Consider the following 20,495-nt stretch of genomic DNA (forward strand, 5'->3'; position numbering starts at 1 on the left):
ACGGGAAGCGGCATGCTTGAGATTGCCACTCTGTAAGCGGGAATTATAAAAAACGGGAGCTTTTGCTCCCGTTTCTGTAATTAATCAGAATGTCATAACATGAAACTCTGATTTCTAATATTTATCGAAATTACCATCGATATGCTCTGTGTTAACAGTATTCTTTTCAATTTCATCCCGTAGCAACAGGAACGGCCGGTACTGCTCATCTTTCAGCAGCTCAAGCTGATCAGAATAATGCTCAGAGCCTTTCTGGCGAGAGTTACCGTAAGCCATAAGGCCTTTAGCTTTAACCGGCGTAGAGAACTCAATCATCGAAATCCAGGTTTCACCGTGATAGGGCTCACGGATACCATCCTCATCAGGATCGACCCAGGTGATTACGTTAAACGCCCCCAGGTTTCCGTAGCCACCGTGACCGGCAACATCTTTATCCTGAATACGGAAGCGTGAAATTTCCCCGAATACCGGGTCCATTCTGCCGTATTTGGCTTTGGTATTGTCAATAGCCGTTTTCAGCATCTCGACTGCCTGAGCAGGATCCTTGATGCCATAAGGTGTAGACAGTGGCTTTTCCATGCTCCAGCCTTCCACATAATTCGCTTCGCTGCTGAATCGTGGACGGGGACCGGCAAACTGTGCTGCCCACTCTTCGAACAGATATCCCGCGCGGCTGTCTTCGCTGAAGGTTTTATCCCAGTTCTCAAACAGCGCTACTGCCTGCTGAATTTCCGCATCGTTACTCTTTCTGGCTTCTGTCAGAAGTTCATCCATCAGACGCTCTGCCATCAGTGAATAAGTGGATGTTTTCATTTCCTCAAACTCAGCAAAAGACAACTTTCCGGATTCCGCCATTCGCTTAACCGCACCCTGAGCCCGGTAAGACATCGGGCCTTTGGTTGCCACATAAGCAGGGAAATCTTCAGGTTTGTATACCACAGGATAGGTCGCCAGCCAGGGTGGATCGTTGGCGTTCTGTACAAAACCACTGTCAGGATTGATGACTTTTGGCAGTTCCTCGTAGGTGTGAACCTCAATCCACAAATACTCTGAACTATCTCCCGGCACCAGCCCTTTCCAGAAATCCAGATCGCCCTGTTTACGCTTCGGCAGAATGCCGTTATCCAGATATTCAATATTCCCCGCTTTGTCCGCATAAGTGATGTTGAAGGTAGGGACCTGCAGACGTTTCATGATGGTCTGGAATTCATCAAAGTTTTTTGCCTGCAGCATGTCGTAATACTGCTGCAGCATGAAGGGGCGGTCGAGGCCGGCAACGCGCAGAGCAATTGTCACACCGTCATCACGAACAAACACAGGACCATGCACAGATTGTCTCAGCTCAAGGGTTTTATCGTCAAAAGAACCATCTTCCTGCAACACTTTATAGTGCCTGGTTTCCGTTTTAAACGGCAGCGTTTCACCGTCATATACATAGCCATCGTCATTCAATGTCAGCAGATAGGAGGTTGCTCCCAGCATGCCGTTCACTGTATTGGAAATGCCCATATTCTGGTTGAAGGCAAAGCGGATAACCGGCAGACCTACCTGAGTAGCACCGTACATTTCAAAGTCTGGCCCGGTCAGATGTGACTCATAATAAGTAAAGAAACCGGATGCCCAGGGCAGATGCGGATTCTGCAGCAACAGGGTATTACCGCTCTTTGACTTCGACGGCATCACCGCATAAGTATTGGAACCATTTTTCACCGGTGGCGCACGGTCGCCGATGATTTTGCTCTCGTTAGCGACGTAGATAAAATTCATCAGCCTGTGGGCGTGAGTCACCACATCCGCACCGCTTACTGGGAGCACTTTCAGCACGTCCTGATCCAATTTTTCCGGATGCGCCTCAGCGTAGTCATTGATGCCTTGAGCAAACGCATCTAGATTGGCTTTGAAATCCGGCTCCTGAGCCTGGTACCACTGCCCGCCCCTTTCCGGAACGCCGTTGGCAATCAGCCATTTATCGGTGGACTCATAGTCTGCGCCCCAGTACTCGGCACCTTTCGCCCGCGCCTGACCATAAAGCCGGAGAATGATATCTCCCTGACTTTCTGCCTGCGCCCAGCCAAAGCCATAGAATACCGATTCCGCGCTGTCACCATAAACGTGAGGCACGCCGTACCCGTCCCAGCGGATCTCGGTACCGGATGATTCGGCAGGTTGTTCGACAGAGGCGGTCTCTTTTGGTGCTGGAGAGCACCCAAGAAGATAACAGCTGGCTGCGACCAGCCAGAATTTAATTAAATGCTTCATGGCAGATATCTGTCCCTGAGTTCTGTGTGTCTGGAGGAAAGCGGCTGTGCTTCTCCTGCGATAAACAGATATTGAAGTTGTGAAAGGGGTTCAAAGGGGTCCCCACTCCACACAGCCACATCTGCCGTCATCCCGCTGGCAAGTGCACCAGTGGATTTCATTCCGAATATCTTTGCAGGCACAGAAGTGATAGCCTGCAGAGCCTTGTGCCTGTCCATCCCGTTGGCCACAGCCATACCAGCATAATATCGGGCATTGCGGGCAAAATGACCATCCTTGTCGGCGCGGATAATCACCGTTACACCGGCTTTTTCAAGCAGCGCTGCATTATCAAGGCGGGTATTCAGCATGTCGAAGTCCATGGGCAGACTCATATAGGTATCGACAATAACGGGAACATTCTGCTTAGCAATCTGGTCAGCCACCAGCCAGCCTTCGGCCGCGCCCTGAAGCACTGCACGGATTTGGAACGGCTTCAGCAACCTGAGCAGGTTCTCAATATCAATGGCTTTATCCACCCGGATAATAAGCGGACGTTCGCCTAGCATGACAGGAAGCAGCGCTGCTGTATCCGGATCCAGTTGCTCAACTTTTTCCCGCCAGTTATCAGCAGTAATGCCTTTGTCGGACAGCTGCTTCTGCAGACCTGCCAGCTGTTTTTTAAGCAGCGGATAGGCAGCGCCACGGCTCACCTTTGACTGATAGCTTTTAAGATCCAGCACTTCTGCAGCACCGGCACTGACAATCGTAGGCCCTTTTGCACTGAGTGAAATCGCCGCGGACAGGCCGGCAAAAGGCTGGGCCATGCTTCTGTTAGTTTTCGGACTCACCAAAGCACGGGTCACACCCTCCATTCTGGCAATGGGAATAAGTGTCGAACGTGGGTTCACCCCATACTGAATATCAAAACCCGCTGTGAGCTTTGGTGTCAGAGTTCGATCATCATTGGCATTAGCACGCCCATTAATCTCGCTGGCCGCCAGTGTGCTGTCGGTGGCAATAAATCCCGGCGTGAGTACCGAACCTTTCACATCGATAACTTTTGCATTATCAGGAATACGAACGCCCTTACCCACTTCAGAGATGACACCGTCTTTGATAATTACCGAGGCATTTGCGAGTGCCTGGTTATCCACAGCCGTCATCACCTTGCCATTCACCAGCGCAATGGTTTCGGCCATAGTAGATGAGCCGGACATGAGAAACAGAAATATAGAATAACGAGAAAGCTTACTGAATTTCATTATTTTTTGTTCCCCAGTTCAAAGTCTGATGCCGGTTTATCAGCCGGATGACTTCTGTTGTAAACCACAACGCCATCAATAAACACGCTGTCCGGTTTGGTGTAAATGCTGAACGGGTCGCCGCTCCACAACACGATATCAGCCATTTTCCCCTTCTCCAGGCTGCCGGTCTTATCAAAAATTCCGATTTGCTTTGCCGGGTTAGCAGTGATCCAGCTTATCGCTTCTGCCTTGCTGATAGGGATACCCGCGCGCAGAGAGGCACTCATAGCAATAGCCGCTTCCACATTCATTCGCTGCGACAGTTCTGCCGCATCGGAATGTAACGACGTGAGCACGCCTGCCTGTTCCAGCATAGCCGCGTTTTCCTCGATACCGTCAAACATCTCAAGCTTGAAGCCCCAGCGGTTTGACCAGGTAGAGACGGCGATATTCTCGTCTTTCAGCAGCTTCGTCATCTTGTAGCCTTCAGAGCCGTGATGCAGCACGTCAATATGGAAACCAAACTCTTTTGACATATTGACAAGTTCAGTAACCTCATCCACACGGTAGCAGTGCAGATGCGTCAGAATGTCGCCTCTGAGCGCGCCCGCCATGGTCTCCAGACGAAGATTTCGTTCAGGTGGAGTCACATCTTTGCCTGCTTCTTCGTCAGAATAATAGGCATCCCAAGTGTCTTTGTACTCAACCGCTTTCAGCCAGGCACTGCGAAAATCGGCCACCAGGCCCATACGGGTCATGGGTGACTCCCCTTTGCCGCCGTACACTTTTAGCGGATTCTCGCCACAGGCCATTTTCAGGCCATAGGGCGCCTGGGGAAATTTCATATCCTGAATGTTGGTGGCTTCCACATTTTTCAGCGTCACCGTTCTGCCGCCATACAGATTCGCAGAGCCCGGCAATATCATCATCGTCGTGACACCCGCTTCTCTGGCGCGTTCAAAGCCCGGCGCCTGTGGCCAGACTGAGTGTTCCACCCATTTATCTGCGGTGTTAGGTGAGGTTTTCTCATTCAGATCCATATTGGCCGGCACCCTTGGTGCCGAGAAAATACCAATGTGAGAGTGAGGATCCACAATACCCGGCGTTACCCAGCGGCCCGCTCCGTCAATCACCCCGGCACCATCCGGAATGCGGACATTATTGCCAACCGCCACAATTTTTCCGTTTTTAAACAAAACAGTGGCACCACTCAGTTGCTCGTCTGTACCCGTCAGGACATTAGCATTAGTGATAGCTATAGCTTTGTCCTGGTGACTACTGTACGTAGACGCAAATTTTGAGTCATCCGGAACCAGCCCTTCGCTGATTGCGGCGTTTACCTGCCCGGTAATGACTGCTGAAACCAGCAGTACCAGCTCTTTACATCTCATTTATTCTATCCCTTCCTGACTGACATAAAGGGTTTTGCCCTTCCACGTCTTTGTTGAAACATCAGGTACAAACACCTCTTTTCTGCCTTGCTCTGTCAGGAACGTCACCTGCAGATCAACGGAGTCAGCAACGGGTGTTGCGATAAGCACTGGTGCACTGTTCTGGGCGTTATAACCGCCTCCGGTATCTACCATGCGACTGCCAAGCAGTTCGTCACCAGCAAACACTCTGACTTCTGCGCCGGGTAGCGGGATGTGGGAGCCTTTGAGAACGGGAGCAACGGTAAGATAATTGCCCTGCGGATCCAGCTTATTGACATAAACGAACTCATGACCCACTTCGAGATCGTTGTGCGTTGTTGAAATGTCTATATCGCCATCACCATCAAAATCAACAAGTTGAATACCGTGGTCGGCATCCTGTGCAGCGATATTTTTCGGCAGCATGTCCACAAAGCCGTTACCCGTATTGATATAGAGATAATCGTGCTGTCTTGGGTCAGTACCTTTGAAACCAACAACATAAAGGTCCAGCAGACCATCATTATTAATATCGCCCCAGGTGGCTGATACATGGTGGTGATTACCGGTGATACCGTATTTTGCAGCCACTTCAGAAAAGCCGCCTTTACCGTCGTTCATGTAAAGCAAATCGTCGCCGTAGGTTGCCACGAAGAGATCAAAGTTGCCGTCGTTATTGAAATCACCAACAGTGCAGCCAACACCACCCTCGTCAAGGGGACGGCGGGGATGATCCATATTCAGCTCGGCAGCAATATCGGTAAATTTACCTTCATCGTTGCGGTAGAAGCCGTCTCTGTCGCCACTCTGGTTGGCAACGAACATATCCAGGTCGCCATCTTTGTCGTAATCAAACCAGCAAACCCCTACACTTCTGCGTGGGTCATATAAGCCCGCGGATTTACTGACGTCAGTAAAGCCTTTTCCATTGTTGCTGTAGAGGTGATTCCCCCCCATTCTCTGTGCGAGATAGAGGTCAAGGTCACCATCATTATCATAATCAATCAGGTTACCCTGACGTGCTGTCACGCCGGGAAGCAAAACACCGTAAGCTTCAGCTACGTCCTCGAAGGATTTGCCACCGTGATTAATAAAGAGCTGGTTATATTTATGATATGGGCGATGGAATGAGCCAATGAAAAGATCGGGATAGCCGTCGTTATTGATATCGCCCCAGGATGCACCCCGTGCATCAACACCGGAAGAGGGTAATCCGGGTGCATCTCTGACCTGAGTCAGTTTACCGTTTTCATTTCGGTAAAGGCGGATTTCACCGCTTTTGAAGGTAACCACAAGATCAAGATCGCCGTCCTGATCATAGTCAGCCCACGCATTAGACAATGCGCCGGGCGTCGAGAATTCTGTTTTGTCGTAAAGTGAAAATGCTGGTACAGACTGCTTTGCTGCAAGCGCTGTCTGTCCTAATAACAATGCGGCGGATACCGCCATACTTAGCGTTCTGAATTTCATTTATATTCTGCCTGAGCCAGGAGTAAGACAAAGCCGGTCTCAAAAAGAGACCGGCGCGCAAGGTTTAAAATGCGTAGTTAGCTCTGACGAAATAGAATGCGCCGTAGTGGCCAAAAGGTGAATTTGAAGCGTATGGGGCAAAACCGTAAGGGTTTGAACCTTGCTTAGCATCAGGGTATGTATCAAACAGGTTGTTAGCACCACCTGATACAGTCAGACTATCGGTAGCTTTATAGGTCACAGTTAAGTCAGTGATCCACTTGCCGCCGTAGTGTTCGTCATACTCCTCTCCGCTGTTACTGTAGACATCGTAGCCGCCATACCAGGTTTCACGTACAGATACGGTAAGAGCATCCATCATCCACTCCAGACCGAGAATGATCTTCTCATTCGGTGTCCCCTTCTCGATATAACCCTGGGACTTGCGGTCATAAAGAGTTAAGCCAAGACCTTCAAGAACCGCCGGGGTTTCAGCAATGCTGTCAATCTCATTCTTATTGTAGTTAGCGGCAACGGTGTAGTTCAGGCCGCCCCACTCTTCCAGATCCTGTTTATAGGTTGATACAACATCCACACCTGTAGTCGTCATATCAATCGCATTAGCGAAGTACTGCACGTACATGTTTGAATCCAGGCCATTGGCGCTGAGGATTTCAGATACACCATCGCCTTTCATCAGGCCTGTCAGCTGAACCAGGTCATCGATCGCGATTCTGTAACCATCAACGGTAATATCCCACGCTTCTGCCGGAGACCAGGTAAAGCCTGCACTAAGGTCGAGAGACTTTTCAGGATCCAGTTCCTGCGAGCCCAGAGACTGACCAACATCAGAATCAACTTTTACCAGACGTGATTTCACTTCCTGATATTCGCCCTCAACTTCAATGAACTGTGTTGAAGTGCGGCCAAAATTGGCCTGAGACAATGAAGGTGCACGGAAACCGTTGCTTATAGTTGCACGCAATGCGAAATCGTCACTAACTTCATATCGGGTATTCAGCTTACCACTGAAGACATTACCAGCACTGTCATCATAGTGTTCAAAACGCACAGCACCGGTAACAGACCAGACATCACTCAGGTCCGCAGAAGCCTCAGCATAGGCTGCCATAACATTGCGGTCTGCATCAGCCTCATCATCTGGAGTGACTACGATTGCAGCCTGTGCACCAACCGGCGCTAACTGACCATCAAGGGTGCCGCCACTGAAAACATAACCGCCATTTTCGTAGGCTTCAGGGTCGCCAGCAAACGTATTGAATTCTTCAAAACGGTGCTCAAAACCAAAAGACAGCTGCACCGCTTTGTCATCAACATAGTAAGCACGGGTAGCATCAAAGTTTGATGTCCACTGATTAAACTCAGACGTGTAAGTACGGAACTCAGTAGGACTTTCTGTACCCAGTGAAGCATTCAGAGAGTTGGTTGACTGATGGTCCACTTCGTTGTGGCCATAAACGCTGCTGAGATCCCAGTCCCACTCTTTGGCAAACATACCCTTAACACCGGCTGACAATTCAAAATCAGTCTCGTCCATGGCGTAGTTTGGCGCATAGCCATCAGGATAAATTTCGGTGATAACAGAAGTACGGCCCACATTACGGAAGTTCTGACCTACTTCTGCCTCCCGCTGTGCGTAAGTACCTGTTGAATAAAGCGTTACGTTTTCCAGTGGCACCACGGTATTCTGGCTGATGTAAACAGATTTTACCGCCGGCAGACCGCCCTGATACACGTAATCGTTTACATAAGTGTTCAGTCCATTACGCACTGCTTTTTGTGCGTTCTTGGTCTGGAAAGACCAGGTGCTGCTGCCGTCCTCGTCAATACCGAATCCTGTTGAGCCGCCAAAAGTGACTACCTGACCATCTACCGTACCGCGATAGTCAGCACGCTGACCTGCACTGGCATTAATATTGCCACCTTCAGCGTTGTCTTTGAGAATGATATTGATAACACCCGCAACGGCATCTGAACCATACTGTGCAGCAGCACCGTCACGCAGAATTTCCACGCGCTTGATGGCCGATGCAGGGATCAGGTCCATATCCACCGGGTTCGCACCGCGGCCTACACTACCTGAGTTAAAATCGATAAGTGAGCTGTTATGACGACGCTTACCGTTGACCAACACAAGAATGTGAGATCCGCTCAGGCCGCGTAAAGACGCCGGACGGGCAATACTGTTCCAGCTTGAGCTGGCCACGTTCATCGCCTGAAATGACGGTACCAGACGTGATAACACATCGCGCATAGGTTCGGACCCGAGCATATTTTCAAGCTTATCGCCCTGAATAACATCGATAGGGGTCGGGCTCTGGGTAACAGTTCTTGGCGTACCACGTACACCGGTAACCACTACCTGTTCGTATTTCTCTGCTTCTTTGTTCGCGTCATCGCTTTGTTCCTGCCCGATTGCAGGAGTAGCAGACAGTGCTGCGACTATGGCAGCTGCGGTGCCGGATAACATCAGATTTTTCTGTTTTTTCTTTTCCATTTCATTCACTTGTTGCGTTTCAGTCATATTTTGATGGGCTGGTCGCAACTGAATGAGAATGCTACCTTTAACGGTAATCTGTCCGCTCAAATCTGTTCCATCCAGCAACTGTTCCAGTCCATCACTGACTGTAAAGTGGCCACGTAATTCGGGTGTGCTGATTGAGGCCACAAGTTTCTGGGGAAATATCACTGCAAGGTTAGTCTGTTGTGCAAATGACTTCAGACTTTTTCCGGCAGGTTGATGAGGGATATCGAACGCAACCACTCTGTCTTCAGCGAAATCTTCACTGAATGCCGTTGTGGGCAGCACAAGGCATAACAGAAGGATAGTAACAACATGATTCAATATCTTAGCAGTCAAGGTATTCCCCAGAGCATCAGCTGAGCGGATACCCCTGATCTTTTTTTGCCTGTCAGGGTTTATCTTTTGCACAGCCTTACCTACAGAGAGAAACGAAAGAGAAAAAACCACTACCCTAAATACAAATATTTTTAATTTTTTTACGAGCGGGCGTTCCGGATGTAGAAAACCTTATCGCCAACCTGCCTGACACTGAGCCCCAGGCCCGCTTCAAGGGTGTGAAAAACGGCTTCAAGATTATCGATGGGATAATACCCTCCGACTTTCATCTGAGCCACTTCTTCATCAACAATATGGATCTGAAAATCGGAATAGCGGGAAATTTCTTCTACGACTTCAGAGAGAGTCTGATTTTCAAAGGCCAGAAAGCCCTGACGCCAGTAGAGTTTTTGTGCCAGCGTCTCCTTGTCTTCTAGCTCGACAGACTCAACTTTTTTGTCTGCAACGACCACATTCTTGCCTGCATCCACCACAACTGTGTCACCTCCTGCGGTAAGATTATCAGGCAGCTGGTCAAGATCTGGCCCGGCGATAGTGCGGTCAGCACGGATCCTCACGCGCCCTTCTGACACCAGAACATTAACACTCTGGTCTTTCATTCTGACAGAGAAGTTGGTACCCAACGCCTGTACATCACTTTCCCCGGCCATAACGGTGAAAGGCGCACTGGCATCATGGGCTACTTCGAAGTTAGCTTCACCCCTTTGGAGGATCAGATTGCGGTGTCCGCTCTCGAATTCTACCAACAACCTGGAATCTGTATTCAGCATGACATGTGAACCATCACTGAGCTTCAGTGATTCCTGCTCGCCGACACGAGTGGTGTAGAGTCCATTTGTGGAGGTGTAGTGGGAAGTAGTTTGAATATGAATGAGCAGCGGGATTAGCACCACGAGAGCAATGCAAGCCGCGATTTTCAAAGAGAGCTCAAGCCAGGGGCTGCGGGTACGTGATTGTCGAATGGATTCCAGTGATGCGCCATCAATAGGTTTCGCCTGCTCAGCACCTGCAGCAGACAGTGTATCCCAGGTCGCAGCCATTCGCTTAAGTTCTTTGCGATGTACCGGACTGGTTTTTACCCAGCGATTCAGGCTTGCCTGCTCTTCAGAGGTAAGCTTTCTGCTTTCAATACGCGCTATCCACTCAGAAGCCTCCTCACGGATCTTTGAGACTTCGCCGGGGAAGTTAACGACGTCGCTCATTTGAATGCTCTCACGTTGTCAGAAACGGAAGATTCATTAACAGAATCAATGTTATTATTTTCATTAAGACGAGCCTGCACAAAATGATCACATCGCTCAATGCCCTTTGCCAGATGTTTTTCTGCCGTGCTCACACTGATCCCTACTTCTTCCGCAATGTCTTTAAGCTTCATTCCGTTGAGCAGGCGCAAAGCCGTTACCAGCCTGCATTTGTCCGGAAGAGAAGCCAGCGCCTCGTTCAGAATTTCCTGTTCCTGAGACTTATCCAGATAGCTGAAAACACTATCCTCCTCATTATAGAGACCTGCGTCGTCAAAATCCTCTACATAGTCGAGCAATTTTGTTGAGACTTTCGTCCCTTCCCGTTGGGTAAGGTGCTTTGCAGTTTTGAACAGATAGACCTTGGGGAACTGGATTTTACTCTTTTTATCCATAGCGAAAGTCTGCAGGAAAGTTTCCTGCACAATGTCTTCAACATCACTTTCATGGCGGGTATTGCGGGATACGAAGCGCAACAATGCTTTCCTGCAATCGCGAAAGGAAGAGAATACGGTATTTTCTTTATTTTTTTGGGGCACACTAATCCCTGCCGGCAAAAGACAATGATAATTAAGGCAAGGTATTTCTTATTTGAAACCAAACTATCATTATTAAGAGCAGGTTCGCAATAAAAAATGGGCATGCTGCTTCCCTGTCAGTTGAATCATGATCAAACCTTCTCTCTCATAAGTACCAACATTAACTTGAAAAAATTCACCCGAAAGGAAGGAGTTGACGATGAGTAAAGTGGTACTGATAACCGGCGCATCCAGTGGCATCGGTGAAGCAACAGCCAGAAAATTAGTTGCCGGTGGACATAGATTGATTATCACTGCACGAAGTAGCGATAAACTCGAAAAGTTGACGGATGAACTTGGCTCTCAAAACGTCCTTGCTGTGGCTGCTGATGCCACCGATTTTGAGGCTCTTTCACAGGTAGTAAAAACTGGCGTTGACCATTTCGGACGTCTGGATGCCGTTTTCGCTAATGCCGGCAAGGGTGTAAACGCCGCCGGTACTCAAAATGGAGATCCTGAGGAATGGGATACCATGGTTGATATCAATATTAAGGCGCTGCTCTGGACAGCTAAGCTAACGCTTCCACATCTGAAAGAAACAAAGGGCCATTTCCTGCTCACCAGTTCTGCGGCCGGTAAAGTGTCAATTAAAGGGTCAGTCTACGGAGCGACTAAGTGGTTTGCCTATGGCTTCGGGATGAACCTTGCAGAAGAAATGAAAGAATGGCAGGGCCGGTGTACCACAATATGCCCCGGCATGGTCAATACGCCGTTCTTTGACGAACCCAAAGAAGACAAACTTCAACCTGAAGATGTGGCTGATGCTGTTGCTTTTGCCATCAATGCAGACCCGCGCAATAGTGTACGGGAAATCTATCTGATGCCGGCCAACTGAGTGGCACAGGTAGTAATATAAGTCTGTCTGATTGCTGACAGACTTATAATTACTATTCACCAGAGTGTTACTGCCCTGACACGCCATGTGCTAGGGTTATGGTGTAAAAGTTTAATGAGCACCGGCCATGACAGATACCCGCCTGGCGAAAAAAATCGCATTTCAAATTCTTACCCACTTTGATAAAAGTTACCGGTGGTTCACCCGTATAACCCGTGGCGCAAAAGAGCGCTTTGAAAATGGCGAGTGGTCTGCCACCCAAACCGCGTCCAGAGACAGACTGAACATTTATGAGAAATGTGTTTCTGATGCGGTAGCTGATATCTATCACCTGGTGGAAGTCCACCAGCGGGATCGCAGCTTCTGGCAGGAATTAAAAGAGTCATTTACCCGTCACCTTGAAACCCATCCCCAGTTTGAGCTGGCTGAAACATTTTATAATTCCATCATCGGCCGTCTGTTCCGTCACCAGAGCTTCGATAATGACGTAATGTTTGTACTGCCCAGCCGGTGCTTTCTTCCGGGCCGCGACAGGGCGCAGGTGATTAACAGCCTCGACACCACGACCACCGTGGCACAAATGTATGAATCTATTTATAAACTCTACCGCTTCAACCTTGCCTTCGAAGATTATCCCCGTGATATGGCTCACCTTGAAACAGCGCTGCGCAAGCGTCTGAACAAGGAACAACTGGCCAGCGTGGAACTGGTGGAAATCCTTAAGCCGGTATTTTATCGTGGTAAATCGGCTTACCTTATCGGTCGTATCTGCATGCCCGGCGAAACACTGCCCTTTGTCATCTCCATGCATACCAATGACAATCAGGAAATTTATGTGGACGCCCTGCTCACCGACCGTCAGGATCTGAGTGTTATCTTCGGGTTTGCCCGCAGCTACTTTATGGTGGATACCCAGTATCCCGCCGAAATCGCTGCCTTTTTGCAGGAGCTGCTGCCGCACAAGAAGCATTTTGAATTGTATATGTCGCTGGGCCATCATAAACACGGCAAAACCGTGTTTTACCGCAATTACCTGCAGCATCTGGATAACAGCGACGACATTTTTGAGCGGGCACCGGGAACCCGCGGTCTGGTGATGATGGTGTTCCATCTGCCGTCATACGGCGTGGTGTTCAAAATCATCAAAGATGAATTTGCAGAAAGCAAAAAGATTACCCGTCAGCACGTGAAAGACTGCTACAAGATGGTAAAAATGTCAGACCGTGTGGGCAGAATGGCTGATACCCATGAGTATGTGAACTTTCGCTTCCCCCTGTCACGCATGCATCCGGACCTGATTCAGGAACTGAAAGACACCTGCGCATCCAGCCTGGAATTTACCGGTGACGAACTTATCATCCGTCACCTGTACATTGAACGGAAGATGACCCCGCTTAATCTGTATCTGCTTCAGGAAACCGATGAAGACAAACTGCGTCACGCTATCTACGAACTGGGTTTGTGCATAAAACAAATTGCGCTGGCGAATATTTTCCCGGGCGATATGCTGCACAAGAATTTCGGCATCACCAAGGGCGGCCGGGTAATATTCTATGATTACGACGAAATTTGCCTGATGAAAGATCGTAATTTCAGAACACTGCCCAAGTCCGACGATCCTTATGCTCTGGATACCCTTTCAGTGGCGCCCGATGATGTATTCCCCGAGCAGTTCGAACACTTCATTGTGGGTAAAAAGCAGTTCAAGGATATCCTCAAAGAATATCACGGCGATCTGATGACGCCCGAATACTGGCAAAGTGTGCAGGCAATTACGGCCCGCGGTGAAGTTCAGAATTTTACCCCGTACAATCCGGCCATGCGCTTCAGTAACCGGCGCACCTGAACCATCAGTTTCTCACAGTCTGCTATCATTAAAAGATTGTCATAAAGACTAAATTTAACTGGAAATCGATTATTCTGGTGATCAGGCAAGTACGTTTATGGCGTATTAGTTACTGACATTTCCGATGGTAGAACCACACGTATGAGAGCATTAATAATTGAAGATGATCACACCGTTGCAGATCACATCCGCAATGGTCTTGAGTCGGCCGGACATGAATGCTTTCATCAAAGTGACGGTAAAAGCGGACTGAACCGTGCCCTTGATGAGCAATTCGATCTGGTCATTTTAGATATCATGTTACCTGAGATGGACGGCTTTACGGTGTTGGACAACATCCGTTCTTCGTCTTCCGGTTTACCGGTACTGCTTTTAAGTGCCAAGAGTCAGGTTGATGATAAGGTGCGGGGCTTGCGCTCAGGCGCAAATGATTACCTCACCAAACCCTTTGCCATTGAAGAGCTGCTGGCGCGGGCTGAAGGCTTAACCGGCCGCACTGCCACCAGCGCGAAAGAAACGGAATTATCGGTGGGCGACCTGACCCTGGATTTGCTGCGCCGGAAAGTGACCCGTGGCGACACGGAAATCGATTTGCAGGCCAAAGAATTCCAGCTGCTGGAATGTTTGCTGAGAAACCGCGGAAAGGTGGTGACCCGCAGCATGTTGCTGGAACGGGTATGGAATTATCACTTCGATCCGCAAACCAATTTAATTGACGTTCATATCAGCCGGTTACGACAAAAAGTAGATAAAACGTTTAATATACCCCTCATCGAAACTGTTCGCGGTACCGGTTACCGTATCTCAGAGGGTATCGCTTGATAGCAATTGGTGCGTTTACCCGCAGTTCCAGCTTCAGGGTAGGCGCATTATTTACCGCCCTGTCTTCTGCGGGCATTTTATTTATTCTTTATTTCTGGTCGTTGTCGGACGACGACAAACTGCTTACAGAAGCCCGCGCAGCCCTTGCCGCAGAACGTTTTGCTTTTGGTGAAATTTACGCACGGGGCGGACTTTCCGCACTCACCTCCAGTCTTGAAGGCCGCGCCGCCAGTTCTGACAACGACTCACTCCTTGCATTGCTCGGACCGGACAACACCATTCTGGCCGGAAACCTGTCGAAACTTCCCCCGCTGACCACTGACACAATGCCTGCAATAGTACCGGTGTCGCTACCTGATTATCTCCGTGAAGACATGTCTCTGCGCACAGAAAATCCGAACGCCAGTAACCTGTTGTACGATGTAGTGACCCTGGGCAATCATAAGATCTTTATAGCCCGCAACGTTGAAGCGCTGTACAGCAAACAGAAAATTGGACGTGCTCTTGGCTGGATCTTCGCCGTCATGCTGGTGATGATTGCAGCACTCAGCTTCGGTGTTGCCCTGTATGTGGTGAACAGAATCAACCGCATGTCGCACACGGCCAGCGACATTATGGATACCGGCGATCTCAGTGCCCGCATGGAAATCGACAGCAACTGGGATGATTTAAGCAAACTGGCTATCGTGTTTAACAAAACTCTGGATAAGATTGAAAACTCCGTCAAAAATATCAAACAGGTTTCAGACAATATCGCCCACGATTTACGCACCCCGCTTTCCCGCTTACGCAGCAAACTGGAACGCATGGATGAAGGGGAATTACGGGACGAGGCGCTGGCTGAAGCCGACAACCTTCTGGCTATTTTTAACGGTCTGCTGCGTATTGCCGACGTGGAAAGCGAGCGGCAGCGTGCCGGATTCGACAACGTGGCCCTGCATACTGTTGTTGCCGATGTGGTGGATTTATACGAACCTCTGGTGGAAGATCAGCAGGTATCTCTGACCTGCAATATTGAGCCCGTTGAAATTGAAGGTGATATGCACCTGCTGTTTCAGGCATTGAGCAATTTGCTGGATAACAGTCTGAAACACGCCAAAAATAACTGCCGTATTGAAGTTAACCTGATGAAAACCTCACACCGGATCATCATCGCTGTTTTTGATTCCGGGAAAGGCCTTCCTCCCCGCGAATTTGAAAACCTCGACCGGCGCTTTTACCGCGCAGAGCAAAGCCGTACAACGCCCGGCAATGGTCTGGGCTTATCCATGGTCAGTGCTGTCACATCCCTTCACTATGGCAAGCTCTGGTTCATCGATAACCCGCTGTGTACTCACAGCGGGTTCGGTGTTGTGATGAGTTTGCCCCTGCGGCAGACAAGGGCAAAACGACCGTCAGCAGATTAATCAGCCGTGATTCAAAATAGCCGGAATGCCGGGTAGCAAACCAACGAGCGCCATAACACCGGTCAGAACAACGAACATAATGCCGGGAATGATCCAGCGGTTCATTTTTGACAGTTCCGCGCTGCGTTCTTTACATCCGATTAAGCCCAGATTGTCCAGTAACATGGTAAGTGACCAGCCGAATGCAGGGTTCACCAGTGATGAGGCAAATACCACGATGGCTGCCGACTGGGTGGTTTTGCCTTCTCTGGTCATTTCCATGCCCGCTTCAAGTAACGGCACAAATACGCCCACAATCAGTGCTACACAAAGCACAGGCTCCCAGATTGCAAGATCCATGGGATAACCCAGAAGCCCTGCAGCAACACAGAACAGCGCCGTTAAGATAGCACCGGCGGGAATCGGACGTTTAGCAATAGCAGCAGGAACAATGTACGTCCCCCAGGAAGAGGTGAAGTTAGCGCCTCCCATGAGTGAACCGGCTACCTGACGGGTGGCTGCACTCACCATGGTGTCATCAATGTTCATCTGTACTTTTTCAGTTTTTGCCGGATAGCTGATTTTCTGAAACACCTGATGTCCCAGAAAGTCCGGTGACCACATTGCCACAGCCAGTACTGCGAAAGGCAGCACCACAATGAACTGCTCAATACCCGGCAAGCCCAGCATCCAGCCAGTGTTTTCTCCCCACCAGTACGCCGGATTCATATTTGGTAACCCCGGAGAGGTATGAAACTCAAACGGTGCGCCCAGCAAAAAGGCCAGCCCGCCGCCAAGCAGACAACTGAGCGGCACTGCCAGCCAACGCTTCTTCCAGTGCTCAAGTAAAGCATAGAGTACAATTGTGCTGAGTATTACCACAAAGGCAATGTGCGCCATGTCTATGCCCTGCGCCCATGCAAACAGCTTTTTCACCTGCGAGGTAGTGCCGATGAACCCCAGATACAGCAGGAGTCCCCCGCACACCCCTTTACTGGTCAGGTTAGCCAGCAAACTTCCGCCTTTACTGATGGCCAGCAGCATGCCGAAGATCCCGATAAGCAGTCCGAATGCCATGGGATGTCCGCCGGCTGCAACCACAATAGGGATAAGCGGTATAAGCGGGCCGTGCGTGCCGGCGAGATTTGCGGTGGGCAGTAAAAAGCCGGAAAACAGTAATATAAAGAACGCCACAATCACCAGCTCGTAACGCACGTTCTCCAGGATAAACGCATCACCAAGCCCCAACTGACCGGCAAACGTGGCTGCAATGGCACCTACCATCACCACCTTACCAATGGTGCCGGCGAGTGCCGGAATCGTGTCTTCCCACTCAAAGCGATAATCCCTGAATGGCAAATTCGGCCGCCACCTTTTGGGAGACATGATTTGTAACTCATGCTCAAGGTATTCATCCCGGCTTGAAAACTCTGAAGAAGGCTTGTGTTGTTCTGCGTAATCTGAAGTTGAAGGCTGTTGATGATTTGAAGATGGGTTTGTAAACCCGCTACCTGATCCCATACTTTCTCCGCATGTCTGGCTTAAGAAAAAAGCCATCCTAGAGCAAACACCACCCACCAATTGTTAATATAACTTGAATAAATAAACACAAAATAAACATTCGAGGACATAAATGGTCGTCGCTGAACAATGAGCAACGGGGAAACCTGCGTTAACAAAGCACAGAAAAGAAGTAACAACGAGAACCTTTAGTTAACATTTAGGTAACACCACGATATAAGCTATTAGTCGTATAGATGCTGTTAAGCGTAATAACCGGACTGATCATCTATCTCTGACCTGCCCGCTGAACCAAAACACTGTCATGCCGTAACGAAAATTGTAACGGGCAACCGCAACATCTGAATGCAATGCCCGCATCCCGTCGCGTCGTTTTGTGCGCGCCCTGTTTCAGACCTCTGCATCAGAGGCCTTTTCTTACAATTTTTAAGAAGGATTTTACTGTGACGACTTCCAGTCAGACTTCTGCCAGCAAGTACACATTATTTGTGTCTGCCCTGCTGGTTTTATGCGGTCTGCCATTGCTTGTTGGCGGCGGCTGGCTCGCTGCCGCAGGTGGCAGCTGGTACTATCTTCTTGCAGGTATTGGCATGCTGATATCTGCTTTTCTTCTGGCCAGACAATCACGTGCCGGTGTGTGGATGTATGGCCTGGTTGTGCTGGGCACTGTTTTATGGTCCGCATGGGAATCCGGGCTGGACTACTGGCGCTGGGTACCAAGGCTTGATGTGGTGATGGTGCTGGCGCTCCTGGTCGCCTTAACCATGCCCCGGTTAAAACAACCATTCAGTAAAACGTTGTCTTACACGTATGCCGGCGCATCTGTGGCAATTTTTGTTGTAGCCTTTGCCCTCGCTTTTGTTCCCTACGGCTTTGAGCAATACGATGCCGTTCCCGCTACGGCAAAAACCTCTTTTTCAACTTACACCGGTCAGCTTGATAAAGCGGATCAACCTGCCAGCGGAGACTGGCCGGCCTACGGTCGCGATAATGCTGCTACCCGGTACTCTCCCCTCACACAAATTAATACAGGTAACGTATCCGGACTCACCCGTGCCTGGGAGTTCAGAACCGGCGAGATGGATGTAAAAAGCTGGGGAGCGGAAACCACGCCTATCAAAGTGAACGACCGGCTTTATCTGTGCTCTGGCCTGAACAATATGTTTGCACTGGATAGTAAAACCGGGAAGCAAATCTGGAAGTACGATGCCGGACTGGATCAAAAAGACATTCCTTACACTGCCGCTTGCCGCGGAGTGGCGTACTACGAAACACCGGCCAGTGCGATGACAGAAGGACAGACAACCTGTAAAGCCCGCATTGTCGAAGGCACCCTGGACGGCCGTATTATCGAAGTGGATGCGGATACCGGCAAACCTTGCGAAGATTTTGGCGATCACGGCCAGGTAAGCATCAAGGAACATATGGGAGAAACTCCCGACGGTTATGTAGCCATTACCGGTGTACCTAACATTGTTCAGGGAGTGATTATCACCGGCCATCAGGTTATCGACGGACAAGCCCGCTACGAGCCGTCCGGCGTCATTAAGGCCTACGATGCAGTGACCGGTGAACTGAAATGGGCATGGGATATGGTTCGCCCGGACATAGACACCATTCCTCCTGAGGGTGAAACCTACACCCGAGGTACACCGAACATGTGGACTACAGGTACGGGCGACAACGAACTTGGTCTGGTTTATTTGCCTATGGGTAACTCAACTGCTGATTACTACAGCTCCATGCGTCGCAAAGAAGAACATGAATATTCCAGCTCACTGGTTGCCATTGATGTAAACACCGGTAAGCCCGTCTGGCATTTTCAGACCGTGCATGCCGATGTGTGGGATTATGACTTAGGTTCACAGGTCACTCTGCTCGACTTCCCTGTTGAAAACGGTACAGTGCCTGCGTTGATGCTGCCATCCAAACAGGGCGATTTGTATGTGCTTGACCGCAGAACAGGCAAGCCTCTCACCGGGGTGACTGAAAAACCAGTGGCTCAGGGTGGTGTTGAGCCGGAAGAGCGCTCAGCCACGCAGCCGGTAAGTGAATATCACGCTTTGCGCAAACCACCGCTGACAGCGCAGGATATGTGGGGGATCACTCCATTTGATCAACTGGCATGCCGCATACAGTTTCAGGAAGCCGCTTATGACGGTATGTATACGCCTCCCACTGTCAATCAACGCTGGATCCAGTATCCCAGCTACAATGGCGGTTCTGACTGGGGAAGTGTAGCTATCGACCCTGAGCGCGGCGTTATGATTGCCAATTACAATGATATGCCCATGTATAACAAACTGGTTCCCCGCGACATAGTTGATAAAGAAGGCTGGCTGACCCGTGCAGAAGAGAATGAAAAGTTCGGTGGTCCTGCTGGCGGCGCTGAAGGTGCAGGCGATCCACAGGTAGGCACGCCCTACGGTATTGATGTGAATGCTGGCTGGCGTCTGCCATTTACCGGGTTGTTGTGTAAAGAACCGCCTTACGGTGGGATACGTGCCATTGATATCGCCACCGGCAAAACCCTGTGGGACAGACCTCTTGGTACCGCCCGTAACAATGGTCCGTTCGGTATTGCCTCTCACCTGCCAATCAATATCGGCACACCAAACAACGGTGGTGCAGTGGTGACAGCCGGTGATTTGATTTTCATTGCGGCAGCCACTGACGGGCTTATCCGTGCTATCGACATTAATACCGGTGACACGGTATGGCAGGATGAACTTCCCACCAGCGCTCAGGCCAATCCGATGGTGTATGAACAGGACGGCAAAGAGTATCTGGTGATCATGGCCGGCGGCCACCATTTTATGGAAACGCCGGTGGGTGACTATGTCATAGCTTATGCCTTGCCCGATAACATCGCCCGCAGTGCTTCCGGTGCAGGCAGTATATCAGAGCAGCTGTGATAGCTGTTTAGAAAGGGGTCTTCTCTCTAATCTCAAAAGCTTCCCTTCTCCGCATGCCGGTGAGGGAAAGCTTTTGCCAGTTTATGTACCGGTCTCTGTTTTACGGGATCGATCCCGGCAAACGG

At 49.8% G+C, this 20,495-nt stretch carries 13 protein-coding genes; 5 read left to right on the forward strand and 8 right to left on the reverse strand.

All coding sequences use genetic code 11. From position 1 onward, the window contains the following. Positions 1-114: 114 nt before the first annotated feature. From ACXAH4_RS14545 to ACXAH4_RS14575, 7 genes are all read right to left on the reverse strand, one after another. Positions 115-2,259 carry an acylase gene (locus tag ACXAH4_RS14545; RefSeq protein WP_474843046.1) on the reverse strand — a complete coding sequence of 715 codons (2,145 nt, stop codon included), beginning with the start codon at positions 2,257-2,259 and terminating at the stop codon, positions 115-117. Then, positions 2,256-3,440, reverse strand: coding sequence for an amidohydrolase family protein (locus tag ACXAH4_RS14550; RefSeq protein WP_474843048.1), 1,185 nt, complete (start codon positions 3,438-3,440; stop codon positions 2,256-2,258). The genes ACXAH4_RS14545 and ACXAH4_RS14550 overlap by 4 nt, the downstream gene beginning before the upstream one ends. 62 nt (positions 3,441-3,502) lie before the next feature. After that, positions 3,503-4,876 (reverse strand): amidohydrolase, encoded by a 1,374-nt coding sequence (locus tag ACXAH4_RS14555; protein WP_474882394.1) that lies wholly within the window; start codon positions 4,874-4,876, stop codon positions 3,503-3,505. Next, the gene (locus ACXAH4_RS14560; protein WP_474843053.1) at positions 4,877-6,367 is read right to left on the reverse strand and encodes an FG-GAP repeat domain-containing protein; all 1,491 of its coding nucleotides are present in this window, start codon (positions 6,365-6,367) and stop codon (positions 4,877-4,879) included. A 64-nt stretch (positions 6,368-6,431) separates the two neighbouring features. After that, positions 6,432-9,227 carry a TonB-dependent receptor domain-containing protein gene (locus ACXAH4_RS14565; RefSeq protein WP_474843055.1) on the reverse strand — a complete coding sequence of 932 codons (2,796 nt, stop codon included), beginning with the start codon at positions 9,225-9,227 and terminating at the stop codon, positions 6,432-6,434. 140 nt (positions 9,228-9,367) lie between these two features. Beyond that, positions 9,368-10,429 (reverse strand): FecR family protein, encoded by a 1,062-nt coding sequence (locus tag ACXAH4_RS14570; RefSeq protein WP_474843057.1) that lies wholly within the window; start codon positions 10,427-10,429, stop codon positions 9,368-9,370. After that, complete coding sequence (locus tag ACXAH4_RS14575; RefSeq protein ID WP_474882395.1) at positions 10,426-11,007, reverse strand: RNA polymerase sigma factor; 582 nt, start codon at positions 11,005-11,007, stop codon at positions 10,426-10,428. The genes ACXAH4_RS14570 and ACXAH4_RS14575 overlap by 4 nt, the downstream gene beginning before the upstream one ends. 199 nt (positions 11,008-11,206) lie before the next feature. Between ACXAH4_RS14575 and ACXAH4_RS14580 the strand changes: the two genes are divergently transcribed. The 4 genes from ACXAH4_RS14580 to ACXAH4_RS14595 all read left to right on the forward strand — a co-directional run bounded on the left by ACXAH4_RS14580 (position 11,207) and on the right by ACXAH4_RS14595 (position 15,955). After that, a complete protein-coding gene (locus ACXAH4_RS14580) occupies positions 11,207-11,881 on the forward strand; it encodes an SDR family oxidoreductase (RefSeq protein ID WP_474843061.1) in 675 nt (224 codons plus the stop codon). A 127-nt stretch (positions 11,882-12,008) separates the two neighbouring features. Continuing rightward, entirely contained in the window at positions 12,009-13,727 is a 1,719-nt protein-coding gene (aceK, locus tag ACXAH4_RS14585; protein WP_474882397.1) for a bifunctional isocitrate dehydrogenase kinase/phosphatase, read from the forward strand. Positions 13,728-13,868: 141 nt separating this feature from the next. Then, entirely contained in the window at positions 13,869-14,549 is a 681-nt protein-coding gene (locus ACXAH4_RS14590) for a response regulator transcription factor (protein ID WP_119502252.1), read from the forward strand. Further along, positions 14,546-15,955, forward strand: coding sequence for a HAMP domain-containing sensor histidine kinase (locus ACXAH4_RS14595; protein ID WP_474882399.1), 1,410 nt, complete (start codon positions 14,546-14,548; stop codon positions 15,953-15,955). The genes ACXAH4_RS14590 and ACXAH4_RS14595 overlap by 4 nt, the downstream gene beginning before the upstream one ends. On the opposite strand, the gene ACXAH4_RS14600 is transcribed toward ACXAH4_RS14595, so the two are convergent. Further along, positions 15,956-17,455, reverse strand: coding sequence for a DUF3360 family protein (locus tag ACXAH4_RS14600; protein ID WP_474867112.1), 1,500 nt, complete (start codon positions 17,453-17,455; stop codon positions 15,956-15,958). It lies immediately after the preceding gene. 443 nt (positions 17,456-17,898) lie between these two features. On the opposite strand from ACXAH4_RS14600, the gene ACXAH4_RS14605 reads away from it, so the two are divergent. Beyond that, a complete protein-coding gene (locus ACXAH4_RS14605; protein ID WP_474882401.1) occupies positions 17,899-20,370 on the forward strand; it encodes a membrane-bound PQQ-dependent dehydrogenase, glucose/quinate/shikimate family in 2,472 nt (823 codons plus the stop codon). The last annotated feature ends 125 nt before the right edge of the window (positions 20,371-20,495 follow it).

The organism is Alteromonas sp. ABV2_168, from assembly GCF_056161165.1.

What these genes read in the sequence shown, in the direction of transcription:
- ACXAH4_RS14545 (WP_474843046.1), bottom strand. Translation starts at nt 2,259, where the DNA reads ATGAAGCATTTAATTAAATTCTGGCTGGTCGCAGCCAGCTGTTATCTT.
- ACXAH4_RS14550 (WP_474843048.1), bottom strand. Translation starts at nt 3,440, where the DNA reads ATGGCCGAAACCATTGCGCTGGTGAATGGCAAGGTGATGACGGCTGTG.
- ACXAH4_RS14555 (WP_474882394.1), bottom strand. Translation starts at nt 4,876, where the DNA reads ATGAGATGTAAAGAGCTGGTACTGCTGGTTTCAGCAGTCATTACCGGG.
- ACXAH4_RS14560 (WP_474843053.1), bottom strand. Translation starts at nt 6,367, where the DNA reads ATGAAATTCAGAACGCTAAGTATGGCGGTATCCGCCGCATTGTTATTA.
- ACXAH4_RS14570 (WP_474843057.1), bottom strand. Translation starts at nt 10,429, where the DNA reads ATGAGCGACGTCGTTAACTTCCCCGGCGAAGTCTCAAAGATCCGTGAG.
- ACXAH4_RS14580 (WP_474843061.1), top strand. Translation starts at nt 11,207, where the DNA reads ATGAGTAAAGTGGTACTGATAACCGGCGCATCCAGTGGCATCGGTGAA.
- aceK (WP_474882397.1), top strand. Translation starts at nt 12,009, where the DNA reads ATGACAGATACCCGCCTGGCGAAAAAAATCGCATTTCAAATTCTTACC.
- ACXAH4_RS14590 (WP_119502252.1), top strand. Translation starts at nt 13,869, where the DNA reads ATGAGAGCATTAATAATTGAAGATGATCACACCGTTGCAGATCACATC.
- ACXAH4_RS14600 (WP_474867112.1), bottom strand. Translation starts at nt 17,455, where the DNA reads ATGGGATCAGGTAGCGGGTTTACAAACCCATCTTCAAATCATCAACAG.